At 44.2% G+C, this 12,637-nt stretch carries 10 protein-coding genes; 5 read left to right on the top strand and 5 right to left on the bottom strand.

What is annotated here, in order from left to right; genetic code table 11:
* Window positions 1-41: 41 nt before the first annotated feature.
* Both LZG73_RS03985 and pheA read left to right on the top strand, forming a co-directional pair.
* Window positions 42-1,913 (top strand): DNA topoisomerase IV subunit B, encoded by a 1,872-nt coding sequence (locus tag LZG73_RS03985; RefSeq protein WP_233846306.1) that lies wholly within the window; start codon window positions 42-44, stop codon window positions 1,911-1,913.
* 98 nt (window positions 1,914-2,011) lie between these two features.
* Window positions 2,012-3,085, top strand: coding sequence for a prephenate dehydratase (gene pheA / locus LZG73_RS03980; protein ID WP_233846305.1), 1,074 nt, complete (start codon window positions 2,012-2,014; stop codon window positions 3,083-3,085).
* Between the two features lie 52 nt (window positions 3,086-3,137).
* On the opposite strand, the gene LZG73_RS03975 is transcribed toward pheA, so the two are convergent.
* Genes LZG73_RS03975 through LZG73_RS03965 form a run of 3 tightly spaced genes read right to left on the bottom strand, consistent with a single transcriptional unit; the run spans window position 3,138 to window position 6,612 of the window.
* The gene (locus LZG73_RS03975) at window positions 3,138-5,279 is read right to left on the bottom strand and encodes a hypothetical protein (RefSeq protein WP_233846304.1); all 2,142 of its coding nucleotides are present in this window, start codon (window positions 5,277-5,279) and stop codon (window positions 3,138-3,140) included.
* A gap of 54 nt (window positions 5,280-5,333) precedes the next feature.
* On the bottom strand, window positions 5,334-5,996 hold the full coding sequence (locus tag LZG73_RS03970) for an OmpW family outer membrane protein (RefSeq protein WP_233846303.1): 663 nt from the start codon (window positions 5,994-5,996) through the stop codon (window positions 5,334-5,336).
* A gap of 1 nt (window position 5,997) precedes the next feature.
* A complete protein-coding gene (locus tag LZG73_RS03965; protein WP_233846302.1) occupies window positions 5,998-6,612 on the bottom strand; it encodes a DUF4136 domain-containing protein in 615 nt (204 codons plus the stop codon).
* A 199-nt stretch (window positions 6,613-6,811) separates the two neighbouring features.
* Here LZG73_RS03965 and LZG73_RS03960 point away from each other — a divergent pair, with 199 nt between their 5' ends.
* From LZG73_RS03960 to LZG73_RS03950, 3 genes are all read left to right on the top strand, one after another.
* Window positions 6,812-7,369 carry a DinB family protein gene (locus LZG73_RS03960; RefSeq protein ID WP_233846301.1) on the top strand — a complete coding sequence of 186 codons (558 nt, stop codon included), beginning with the start codon at window positions 6,812-6,814 and terminating at the stop codon, window positions 7,367-7,369.
* A gap of 212 nt (window positions 7,370-7,581) precedes the next feature.
* Window positions 7,582-8,259: a response regulator transcription factor gene (locus tag LZG73_RS03955; protein WP_233846299.1), complete on the top strand. Its 678-nt coding sequence runs from the start codon at window positions 7,582-7,584 to the stop codon at window positions 8,257-8,259.
* Window positions 8,256-9,626, top strand: a complete 1,371-nt coding sequence (locus LZG73_RS03950) for a HAMP domain-containing sensor histidine kinase (RefSeq protein WP_233846297.1) — start codon at window positions 8,256-8,258, stop codon at window positions 9,624-9,626. Before LZG73_RS03955 ends, LZG73_RS03950 begins: the two co-directional genes overlap by 4 nt.
* A gap of 289 nt (window positions 9,627-9,915) precedes the next feature.
* On the opposite strand, the gene LZG73_RS03945 is transcribed toward LZG73_RS03950, so the two are convergent.
* A complete protein-coding gene (locus LZG73_RS03945; protein WP_233846296.1) occupies window positions 9,916-10,734 on the bottom strand; it encodes an N-acetylmuramoyl-L-alanine amidase-like domain-containing protein in 819 nt (272 codons plus the stop codon).
* Window positions 10,735-10,874: 140 nt separating this feature from the next.
* Complete coding sequence (locus LZG73_RS03940; RefSeq protein ID WP_233846295.1) at window positions 10,875-12,614, bottom strand: alpha-amylase family protein; 1,740 nt, start codon at window positions 12,612-12,614, stop codon at window positions 10,875-10,877.
* Between the last annotated feature and the right edge of the window lie 23 nt (window positions 12,615-12,637).

Genomic DNA, 12,637 nt, shown 5'->3' with positions numbered 1-12,637 from the left:
ATATTTAAAATCAGAAATAGCCTCTCAGGAGGACATCATTTATGGAAAGTATCAATGTGCAATATGATGAGAGTAGTATAAGGTCGCTGGATTGGAAAGAGCACATTAGATTGCGACCAGGCATGTATATCGGCAAGTTGGGTGACGGCTCATCGGTGGACGATGGCATATATGTTTTGGTCAAAGAAATCGTCGATAATTCCATTGACGAACACATGATGGGCAATGGAAAAACCATAGAAATTAAGATTACCGAGCATCGTGTGGAAGTGCGCGATTATGGACGCGGAATTCCGCTAGGCAAGGTTGTAGACTGTGTTTCGAAGATCAATACGGGAGGAAAATATGATTCTGGGGCATTCCAGAAATCAGTGGGTTTGAATGGTGTTGGAACCAAGGCGGTTAATGCACTTTCCCAATATTTCAAGGTGCAATCATTCCGTGAGGGCAAGACAAAAAATGCTGAATTTGCCCAAGGCGCATTGGTGCACGAATCCAAAGAAGGCGCTACAAACCAGCGCAATGGAACGCACATTGCATTCGAGCCGGACGGGGTGATCTTTAAAAATTTCAGATATATCCCGCAATATTTGGATAACATGATCTGGAATTACTGCTATTTAAATGCAGGGCTTACGATCAATTTTAACGGTCAAAAATACATTTCTCAAAACGGTTTGCTCGATCTTTTGCAGAGCAAGTCTGATGCGGAATCATTGCGTTATCCTATTATTCATCTCAAAGGAGAGGATATTGAATTTGCAATGACACACAATAATCAATATGGAGAAGAATATTATTCCTTCGTTAACGGCCAGTATACAACGCAGGGCGGAACGCACTTGGCAGCATTCCGGGAAGCTGTTGTAAAGGCAGTTAGGGAACATTTTAATAAAGATTATGCGCCAGAAGATGTGCGTTCGTCCATCATTGCCGCGGTTGCGATCCGTGTGCAGGAGCCGGTTTTTGAATCGCAGACAAAAACAAAACTGGGTTCTAACACCATCACGCCCGATCCGAACAGCACGACCGTAAGGACATTTGTTAATGATTTCATAAAAGAGCGGCTCGACAATTATCTGCATATGCACCCTGAATCGAGGGATGCGTTGAAAAAAAGGATTGAGCAGTCTGAAAGAGAGCGTAAGGAATTGGCAGGAATTAAGAAGTTAGCCAATGACCGTGCTAAAAAGGCAAATTTGCACAATAAGAAGCTGAGAGACTGCCGCCTGCATTTGACGGACTTGAAAAATGAATTGCGTTACGAAAGCACGCTTTTCATTACAGAAGGAGATTCGGCGAGTGGGTCTATCACCAAATCAAGGAACATTCAGACGCAAGCTGTTTTCAGTTTAAGAGGTAAGCCATTGAATTGCTTTGGATTAACGAAGAAAATTGTTTATGAAAACGAAGAATTCAATTTGCTGCAACACGCCCTGGATATTGAAAATGGCGTAGAAAATCTTCGTTTCAACCGAATCGTGATTGCGACCGACGCTGACGTGGACGGAATGCACATTCGCTTGCTTTTGATGACTTTCTTCCTTCAATTTTTCCCTGATCTTGTGCGTAACGGGCATCTTTTTGTTCTGGAAACACCGCTTTTCAGGGTTAGGAATAAAAAAGAGACGATTTATTGCTACAGTGAGGAAGAGAAACAGGCTGCGGTTGGCAAACTTGGTTCGAAACCTGAGATTACGCGTTTCAAAGGTCTGGGTGAAATATCGCCGGATGAGTTTGGAAGATTCATTGGTGAGGACATGCACGTTGAGCCGGTCATCTTGCAAAAAGAAACTTCCATTCAGAAATTGTTAAGTTATTTCATGGGTAAAAACACGCCTGAACGTCAACGTTTTATCATTGATAACCTGAAAGTTGAAAAGAACATTGAAGAACTCGCGCTGGCTGTGTAATATCTCATTTAGCTATATTTGACAACATAAAAATAATATTCGGAGCGTAGAGTTTTTCTCTCTTTGCTTGACCTCCTAACACATTTTAAGATATTTTGGTGGATTTACAGGACCTTAGAAATAGAATAGACGCGCTTGACGATCAGCTGCTTACCGTTTTGAATGAGCGCATGGAGCTCGTGAAAAAGGTGGGTGAGCTTAAACGTTCGTCGCAATCCATTATTTACCGGCCGGAACGCGAAAAGCAAATTCTCGACCGCCTTGAAAAACACAATAATGGCCTGCTAACAAGGCAGGCCATTGATGCCATATTTTTTGAAATCTTCGCTGTTTCCCGCAATTTGGAATTGCCGGAACGCGTCTCTTATTTGGGTCCGGAAGGAAGTTTTACGCATCAGGCCGCTGAGAGTCGCTTTGGCGGAATGAGTGAATATCTGGTGTTGCCGACCATTCACTCAGTTTTCGAAAGTGTGGAAACGGGACGGGCCAAGTTTGGCGTCGTGCCCATTGAGAATAATCAGGAAGGGATTGTTATTGAAACGGTTGACTTTCTTCGGGAAAAAAATCTTTCCATCGTCGCGGAAGTGTTGCTGCAAGTGCATTTCACTTTTGCGTCACAATCCGATTCATTAAGGAACATTCGCCGCATTTATTCCAAAGACATTGCTTTTCGGCAATGCGGGAAATTTATCAGCGAATATCTGGAAGGAATGGACATTGAACTGATCCCCGTTGAGTCTACATCCAAGGCTGCGAAACTGGCTGCTCAGGAAGCGGATTCCGCGGCCATATGTTCGTCAATTTCAGCCCGACTTTTCGGCGTGCCCATTCTTTTCGACAACATTGAGGACAGTGATCAAAATAGAACGCGGTTTTTGATTTTGGCAAAAGACTTTGTGAACATTAAAAGCGACGACGACAAAACAACCATCATCGCCAATTTGCCCAACACAAACCGTCCCGGCGTTCTGTACGAGTTTTTGAAAGATTTTAATGACAGAGGGATTAACCTGACAAAAATTGAAAGCCGACCGCTGAGAGGCACAGCAACATTCAGAGCGTGGTTTCTCGTGGAGTTTCTTGGACACGTGGACGATCCGCCGGTGAAGGAAATTATGCACAAGTATGGGACGCACCTGAAAGCGCTCGGCAGTTATATCAGGATCTCTTAAAACAAAAAAAACATTGCCGGGGGCTTCAGCCCCCGGCAATGTTTTTTTTGTTTTATTTTAAGATGCCTCTGTAAAGCGAAGGCCAGTTTCCGTAAAGCTCGATGGAAGTTTCCGAGCCGTCGGGCAATTTCACTTTTACAATGCGGCTGGCGGTCGGATTTTGAAACGAATCTACGCCTAACACAACAATTTGATTTCCTTTGACAACCGACGTGATAAATGGCTGTTTTTTGTCAATTGCCAATAAAACTTGCTCCTTTTTAGGCTGTATCCAATTACCGTTGAGCTGAAAAGGCAAATCCTGATTTGTGCCACCAACGATCACATCTTCCACTTGCTTCGCCATCCAATTTCCCAGGGAATAAAACTCCGTCGGAAAATCCCAATAAGGCGGCGCACCGCGTTCCTGCGACTTTTTTCCAACCTCGCTTTCAGGTGTTTTGCCATCTGCGGGATACCATTCATAGCCCCAGCCCGGCGCATTGCTCGCTACTTTGTATGCGTTGGGATCATTGCTGCTTGGCCCACCGTCGTGCCACAGATAATAACCGTCAAACAAGATTAGCGAGAATAGCGACATGCTCAAAGCCTGGCTGGCTGGCATCATTTCAAGCTGATTCATGATCAACTCGCCCTTAGGTTCGGTAAGCTGATAATTCCAGGGCACGATCGGATCATTGTAAAGCGGCATATAACGGTTCCAGCCGAAAAAAATGAATTTGTTGTTTTTTTGATAAGAAATCAGCTTATTGATCCGCAGCGAATGGACCGCTGAAAGAAGCACAAAATTATTAGGCGTGTTGCCGTTGTCATCTTTTGCAAACATCGGCTTGGGATACACATCAATCGGCGTCGCATTGAAGAGATCGTGAAAGTTTTCGCCGCTGGGCAGCGGCTCAAAATTGGAATTGTTTGGCTTTGGATCATTGTAATCATTCATCAATTCCTTCGGATCTTTTCCGCCTACGGTGTTGATGTGCGGGTTCGTATATGCGCCTCCGCCCCAGTAATCCATCAAATACATATCCGGATTATTCTGACGGATTTTTTTGGCAAACCAAATTAACCGCTCCTTCACCTCGGGAATGTAATGCTGGTTCCAAAACTCAAAATCAAGCGCATAAACGCCAAAATTCGGCACGGCCGCCCAGGTCTCAACCTCTGATTTAGACAAAGTCGAAAACCACTTCTCGTCCTTATCCGCAAAATAATTGGGCGTAACCGTGTAATGCATCTTTGGCGCAGGTGTGTCCTTTCCGCCAGAGAGATAATTGATCCCACGCCTGTAATAATTTTCCGTCGGAACATAATCGTTCAGCCGATATTGCATCACCAGTTTGCCCTTAATCGGCTCGAATTCAGGGAATTTTGTGTCAAAATCGACGTTGATCGTCCGCGAAGGTGAGAACCATTCCGGAATGGCAATTCTCGTGAGTTTTGTCTCTTCTTTTTCGCCTAACGAGCCTGATAACCAAATGTTTTGCTGCCTTAGCGACCGATTACGCATCTTGTTCCACCAATCATTATAAGGTGCGTCAATCCATCGGGCAGTGACAGAATACAAATAACCGGGCTTTACGGGAATCCCATTTTCCAATCCTTTCACTTCAATTCCGTCAATCATGACAACCTTCGTGCGGCTGTCTTCATAATTGCCGAAATCCTTCAAGTGCAGTTTTCCATTTATTATAATCGGCCGGACATCAAGCCAATTATCCTTGCTTCCCTGCCTGATCCAGGTTTGCGCATCGGGAACTGCACTCATTTGACGCGCGTCAAAATCAAAAGCAGCGGTCGTTTCACAGCCCGCCTGACCGAGGCTCACCACTTTTATTTGAGCCGAACCCGATTCCAGATTTAGTTTAGGAATTGCAAGCCAAATGCCGTAGCGATGAGGAATCTCATTGAAATGCAGCACTTTGCCTTTCTGAGAAATTTCAATATTATAGGGAGAAAGGCCGCCTGCATTGGCTGCAAGTTCGAATTGGATTTCATCACCAACTTGCCTGTAACGCCTCACAACCAGGTCACAAGCCGAAGATGCAGAGTCTAATGTGCGGGCGATAGGGTAGGCTTCCAGCTTCTGAGGATAGGTCCGGCCGGTGGAAGGCCCGAAGCGGTTCCAGAGCCAAAGGCCGGACCCAGTCAGAAAAATAACTAATGCGGTAATCCAAAAGAAAGTTGATTTTGACAAAATACTGTTGTTATTGGGCACAATTACTTCGGTTGATGAAAGAATCGAACAAACTTACCACCACCGATAGAATAAACCAATTGACCCGTTGACAGATGAAATTCCTTTGTCAATGTATTCATGCTTGTAAGAAACGCCATTATACTTCACACGCACGTCGACGCCGAGAGAGCCATCGCGCTTAAAAAGGAACTTGGAGCCCAGTCCGACGCCATATTTTGGTTTCACTTTTTGGTCTTGCGAAGCCAGGTTACCATAATATAAGGTGTAATCCAGAATGCTAACCCCGCCACTCACTTGTACATAAGGCTGCACCGTCGCATTCTTCCCGAGGAAATGATAGTTTCCAAAAACTTCGATGGGAATTTGGGAAATGGTGCGCGTCTGAACCGCAGAAATGGTTTCATCAGCGCCATCGTATAATGCACGGGGGATTCTTTTTTCAAAATAATAAGATCCTAGTTCCCCGCCCACTGAAATCGGCGAATTTCTAAAAACCCATTCAAGCGAGATTGAATAGTTCTGAAATGAAGATTTGTCGATGTAATTGTCTGCAAATGATCCCAGCGGCATGGCGCCCATTAGTCTGGCTGTTGCCAAATAATGCGTGTAGCGCTCGTAAGCGGACGGAAGCGTGTAAAGTTTGGGTGCTTCTTCCTGTGCATGAGCTTGCAAAGCACCCATTACGAATAGGGCAATGATTATGGCTTTTTTCATCTTAATTAATTTTTAAATATTCCGACTGGCCAAAAATGGAATCAACCATGCGGTCAACATATTGTCTGTCACCAATGCCTGCGCCTCGAATTTGCGCATCCCACACCACTTTGAAAGTTTTGTCAACCGTGTTTGGGTTTTTAAAATCCAGCATGGAAATCAGCCAGTAACTTTCACTCGTTTGATAATATTGGTAATAACTTGGATAGCCGTAACCATAACCGCCGCCTCCTCCCCAATAGCCGCCATAATAAGAAGACAGCGGTTGGGAAACTACATTAAGATAAGTGTTTGTGATCCAGCTGGCATTGATCCCCACGTCGGGCTTGCTTTTTGGACTAACATATTTGTATCCAAGCTTTTCCATATTGGAAACAATGCGTATCAGCACGTCACGGTCAAGTTCTGTCAATGCAGTGCCGGCTTGTCCATTTTCTACAACTAGCACAGAATCGACAATGCTGAATGTTTTATATTGAGTATAATTGGCCGCCTTGTCATGATTCGTGATATAAACCAGGGTTTCTTCGGTGGACAGGTCACTGATGGGATCTTTCGAGCAGGACATCATTCCTAATCCTGCCGCGAGTATGAATAATGAAGCTTTTTTTAACATGATTCTTTCTTGTATTTAAATATGATTGTTTAACGAAATTTGAAATTGAAGATTTTATCTTTGGCTATATCTCGGCCCAATTTTTTAGTTTTAAAGGACTCTGATATATTTCAGGACTAATCCAAAAGATATTTGGTTGCAGCAATGAAACACTTTGCTGAGAAATAAAGTTAAATCGGCACTTACTCATTAAAAGTACATGGAAACAAAAGAGGAAATTTTAAGAATTATAGATGTATTAAACGACACTTATGAGAGCGAAGAAGCTTGGTATGGGCCGTCGGTTGTGGAAGCTTTGCGTGATGTAACGCCAAAAATGGCTGAGGTGAGATTGAGCACCAACACACATTCGATCGCAGAAATTGTCTATCACATGACCACCTGGCGCATTTTCGCAGTCCGGAAAATCCAGGGCGATGCGGAATTTGATATCAAGACGCTGGATAAGGATTGGAAAAAATTTCCTCTGGTGGATGAGTTTGAATGGGAAGCCATTCAAATGGAGCTGAGCCTTTCGCAGGAAGAGCTCGTTTCAGAACTTGAAAAAATTGAAAGCGACAGCTTTTTGGAAGAATTTGTGCCTGGCCGCGATTACAGTTATTACACATTGATTCACGGTGTTATCCAGCACGATGTATATCATGCAGGGCAGATCGGTCTGATCAAAAAAGCGCTTAAAGGAATGCGCCTGGAAGAAGACGACTACGGCGCTTTCGATGAGCGGTCAGATTTAGAGAATGGAACTGACTATTATTGAAAAGCTTGTATTTTATTTTGCCAAAAAGGTTAATCACTTACTGTTTATAATAAATTTTTTATATTTTGCATTATAATAGAGCGGTGCTGTACACAATGACAATCGTTCTAATGGTGTGGATATAGACAAAAAGGCTGCCCGATTTTTTCGGACAGCCTTTTTTTAAGAGAAATTGTATGCAACATTTGGCTTCTAAAAATGCGTCACCTCATATGAAGATTTTAATTGTCGAAGATGAACCCAAGCTGGCTGGATTTTTAAAGCGCGGCCTCGAAGAGCAGTCATGGGAAGTAGAATTGGCATATGACGGGCAGGTTGGGAAAAAGATGGCTTCAAATTATCGTTTCGACGTCATTATCCTCGATGTAAATCTGCCGCTGCTGAATGGTTACGATTTGGCAAAACAATTGCGGAATGACGGTTTAACAACTCCCATCCTGTTTTTGACCGCATTGGGCACCATTGACGACAAGCTCGATGGCTTCGAAGCGGGCGGCGACGATTATCTGGTCAAGCCGTTTGAATTCAGGGAATTGATCGCACGCATCAAGGTTTTGTCGCAGCGGAACTCAAACCGCGAACAGTCCAATCAAGTGCTGAGCCTGGCAGATCTTGAACTTAATCTCGACGAAAAAGTTGCACGGCGCGCGGGCAACCGCATTGATCTCACCGCGAAGGAATTCGCATTGCTTGAATATCTCATGCGCAATAAAGGACGCGTCGTTTCGCGCGTGGACATTGCCGAACAAGTTTGGGACATCCGTTTTGACACAGGAACCAATGTGATCGATGTTTATATCAATTTTTTAAGAAAAAAAGTCGATAAAGATTATGCTACTAAGCTGATACACACGGTTGTAGGAATGGGTTACATTTTCAAGGAAGAATGAATATCAAGTCCCGCCTGACATTGCTTTTTACGATGCTGGTGGGTTCCATCATGGCTTTGTTTTGTCTTGCAATCTATTTTTTTTACGATCAATACAGGGAAAAGCAGTTCTATTCATTTTTGAATGAGCGCGGTCAGACCATTGCGCAATTGGTGGAAGCAAGCCAGGGTATCAGCAAGGCGGACATTGCCAAGATTGAAAAAGACAATAACACCGTCCTGCTTAATGAAGAAATCACCATTTACGACGGAGCCGACTCGGTAATTTTCACAAGTGGTGATGAAATGTTCGAGCTGTCGAAGGCCATGCTAGGCGATGCAAGATCGGGCCGCGAGATTCGCACGAGGCACAACAAAAAAGAAGCCATTATCATCCGCCACATATTGCAGGATCACCGCAGGCCGTGGGTTGTGATGGCCGTTGCCAATGATTATCCGGGCTTGAATCAGCTCAAACGACTGCGTGAAATTCTCGTGATCGGCTGGCTTTTATCGCTCATCTTGGTTGGTGTCGCGGGTTGGCAATTTGCCAATGATGCCATTAAGCCGGTGTCCGACATCATTGATCAGGTGAACAACATTTCAGCAGGGAATTTGCATGAAAAAGTTACCGTAGGACGTGAAAAGGATGAATTGGCGCTTTTGGCTCAGACATTCAATCAAATGCTCGGTCGTCTTGAAATCGCGTTCATTGCGCAAAAGAACTTCGTTTCACACGCGTCCCACGAGTTGCGAACGCCTCTTGCGCTGATCATGAGCGAGGCCGAGTTAAGCTTGATGAAAGAGCGGTCGAGCGAAGAATATAAGGTTGCTTTAAAGGGAATTTGGTCAGAAGCCAAGGAAATGAATGAGCTGGTCAGCCGACTGCTCGAACTCGCGCGCACCGAAGAACATGCATTCAAAGTGACTTTTTCAAAAATCCGCGTTGATGAAGTCCTTTGGCAGGCAAAAGCCTCTGTCCAGCAGAAAAATCCGGGTTATGAAGTGCACATTCATTATGATCAAATCCCGGATAATGAGGAGGAGTTGAAACGTTATGGTGATGAAAGTCTGCTCAAAACGGCCTTTATGAACCTGATGGACAACGCCTGCAAATATTCGAATGACAAAACCGTGAATGTATATCTCGAAATTCAGAATGATCTGATCAAGATTTACTTCAAAGATGTTGGCATTGGAATTGCGTCGGACGAGCTTCCTTATATTTTTGACACATTTTATAGAAGTGCCACCACGATCAGCAAAGCGGGCTATGGAATTGGCCTAGCCCTCACCAAACGCATCATCAGCATGCAGGGCGCCAGCATTGAAGTGGAATCGACATTTGGCTCCGGCACCACATTCATTTTAACCTTCCCGCCGTTTTAACTGCCTTTTAATTCGGTGTTAATGTGCCTTTAACACATCGAATTGTAATTTGAAGCATTAAATCCATCCATCCCGAAATTATTGACGCTGGAAAAGAAGTTACCGCGCTTTTTTTTACAGCATAAAAAGTAAGTTCGACAGCCAAGGCTGTGGAAGAAATGCAAAACAAACGTGAATTGAGACATGACTGCCGCAATGCAGACAATGTTTTAAATTGAGTTAGGTGAGTAGTAAGAGAAGATTGGCCTCCGGATATTTCGGGGGCCAATTTTATTTGCGATTAATGTGGTCAAATGTCATTGAGGCGTGCCACGATCATTCCCGTGTGCTTTGGGACCGAAGCGACATATTCCGCTAGTGGAACATTGGTCATAATCACCTTTTTGCCTGTTAATGAGGCATGTATCAAATAAGCGCGGCTGCCGACCTTTGAAATAATGCCCATATGGTTCACATCTAAACCTTCCACCGAAGAAGTGAATGCAACAATGTCGCCATCATGAAGCATAGGCTCAGCCTTCTGAATTCCAGCCTTGGGAATGTAACTGTGTTCCCGCGCATTGATCTGATTTTCCTGCTCACGTACTTTTTCCCAAACCGCCGTTTCAGCTAGTGAAGGATATAAATTTGCATGGTTGGACATGAAATTGATTTCTTTTTTGAAAGGAACGCCGCCTACTTTGGCCGTAATGTCTTCCAGCCTGCCGCGCTTTTCATTTTCATACATCCAATCTAGAATGTAATGTAATCTGGATGGATAACCATCAATGTTCCCTTCCCGATAACGCAGTTTGGTCAGTTCGTTTTTATAACCTTCAAAAGTCGGATTTTCAGTTTTTGCTATCGCCAATGCGACCGCGCTCTCCACCAAAGTGGTACAGTCCAGGCCGTCAAATTTGCAGACCAGCTTTTCAATTGGGTTGCCTTCCAGCGTGCCGCCAACATAAGGTGTGCCCAGAAACGACTCGCCCATGCGCAACACCTGCGTTCCAATGTCCCTGCTGTCCGGCAAATCCATTTTTTGTGCAAACACTTTCTGGATACTCGATTGCGCAAACAAACCACTAGAAGCCAGGACAAAAATGGATAGAACAATAACTCTGATCATGCTGAAAATTCCTTTTTATGCGTAAACATCACGTTAATAAAGCCAATCAAGGCATTTGTTACTATCAAAATTAAATAATCTTTCCCTCCATAGCAGGACTTAGGGCTTTTGTTATAAAAGGAATTTGAATTTTATCATTCTTACTTTTCCACGATTTCATACACTGCAACGGAATTGGGAAGCAGCTCAACCTGGACGCCGGTTGATGTGATTTCGGTTGTTTTGAGACTAATCTGCTGTAAAAACGACGGGAAAACCGGCTGCAATTTGTATGCCGTTGTATTGCCCAGCTTCAAAAAATTTGCCCAGGCATCCTGCGGGATTCTGACATTGGTTTCAACACCGTTATTTTTGTCAAAATTGTAGATGAATAGCAGTTTCTGCGCATCCGTGTAACGTAAATAACTGTAAGTCAATTTTTTGTCGTAATTAAGCGACTGTCCATCCACATTAGCATATTGAAGATCGTAAAAGCCGCCTGCGTAAACAGCTTCATTGTTTAATACGAAGTGGTTAAGCGATTCGTAAAAGGCGCGCAGGTCTTTTTGATCATTGGTTAATTTTTCCAGGTCAAATTTGCCGCCATTAACCCATTGCTGAAATTCGGTTACGCCCCAATAGTCAAAAATCGTCGTGCGGCCATCTTCGCCTTGAAAGCCTTCCGGCAATGTGGGATTTACGCCCAATTCCTGGCCGAAATAGATCATTATAGGTCCGGAATGGAGCGTTGCACTCAATGTCATGGCTGGCACGGCCGCCCACGGATCGCCCGCAAAATAACGTGATGCAATGCGCTGTTCATCATGGTTTTCAAGAAAGCGAAGCATGTTTTCGCTAATATCACCTGATTCCTGCTGCCAAATCTTGGTAATATTTTCCACCGAACCGCTTCCCTCCATCAGACTGCGGAGCGAATTGTAAAGGCCGACTTTGTCATACAAATAATCGAATTTGCCCGTGTTGATGTAATGATGATATTCCGCTGGATTATAGATTTCAGCAATAAAAATAACCTCCGCTTTTATCTTTTTAATTTCAGGAATAACCCACGCCCAGAATTCTGCCGGAACCATTTCAGCCATGTCGCACCGGAAGCCATCCACACCTTTTTCGGTCCAGAAACGCAAAATGTCATACATTTTCTGCCACGTCGATGGGATGGGATCAAAATATCTTAGCCCGCCGTTTTGGTAATCGATGCCGTAATTGAGCTTGATCGTTTCATACCAGTCATATTGGCTTGGCTGCGCCTGGAAAACGTCATTTCCGGTTGCTTTCGCGGGCCTTTCGTGATAGGGGGCCGCAATGTCAATGGGCGGCTTATGTCCTTCCGGAACCACAAAATCATGATTTGGAATGTAATAAAAGTTGTTTTTAGGGCTGAATGCAACAGTGTTATCATCATCCTCGCCAAAATCTTTCACGCCCTGTGCCCGGGCATCGGAGCGATATTGCCGCGCTACGTGATTGGGAATAAAATCAATGATCGCTTTCAAGCCCAATGCATGTGTCCGTGAAACGAGCTGTTCAAATTCTTTCATGCGGTTAGGCACGTCCACGGCGAGGTCAGGATCGACATCATAATAATCTTTCACCGCATAAGGCGAACCCGCAATGCCTTTCACGATCAGCGGGTGGTCCGGCTCGATGCCAAACTGACTGTAATCCGTCAATGTCGCATGTTCGAGGACGCCCGTAAACCACACATGCGTAACGCCGAAATCTTTCAGCGCGCCGAGCGCCGTTTCAGTGATATCATTGAATTTTCCACAGCCATTCTCTGCAATGGAGCCATAAAACTTGTTCGTCGTGTTTTGATTTCCAAACAAGCGGGTGAAAATCTGATAGATTACAAATTTATCTTTATTAACCTCAGGCATATTAAGTTAGATGTTAAGACTCG

The sequence above is a fragment of the Dyadobacter sp. CY326 genome (genome assembly GCF_021390515.1).
Classification (GTDB): Bacteria; Bacteroidota; Bacteroidia; order Cytophagales; family Spirosomataceae; genus Dyadobacter.
Note: the sequence above shows the minus strand (reverse complement) of the source record. Positions and strands in the feature narration are given on the sequence as shown.